Source organism: Pseudoalteromonas sp. SIMBA_162 (genome assembly GCF_046535955.1).
Lineage (GTDB): Bacteria > Pseudomonadota > Gammaproteobacteria > Enterobacterales > Alteromonadaceae > Pseudoalteromonas > Pseudoalteromonas marina.
The window spans coordinates 1-267 of record NZ_JAWJBQ010000501.1; the positions used below are offsets into that span (position 1 = coordinate 1).

Annotated in this window: 1 protein-coding gene; it reads right to left on the minus strand. The window is 58.1% G+C overall.

The features are described from left to right. The coding region (locus R0J88_RS20680) for a 2Fe-2S iron-sulfur cluster-binding protein (RefSeq protein ID WP_410900980.1) at nt 1-104 on the minus strand (104 nt) is incomplete at its 3' end. Between the last annotated feature and the right edge of the window lie 163 nt (nt 105-267).

Genomic DNA, 267 nt, shown 5'->3' on the forward strand with positions numbered 1-267 from the left:
TAGCAGAAGTGAGGAATGTACGTATCCGCCTTGTGCGCAGCCTGGATCACCATGCTGCCTTCGGGCACCTCGACCTTCTTGCCGTCTATTTCAAGTTCAACCATGATGGTGAATGGTCCTTAACCTATTTCCGCCCGTTCGCGCGTTCGCCCGACCGTGCGCTCAAATTCCGCAACCGGTACTTCGCTTCAGGCTGCCGCCGCGTGTGTGTGGCCGCCGACCATGCAGTGCTTGTGCTCGACGTGGTACGCGAATTCGTCCCAGTAG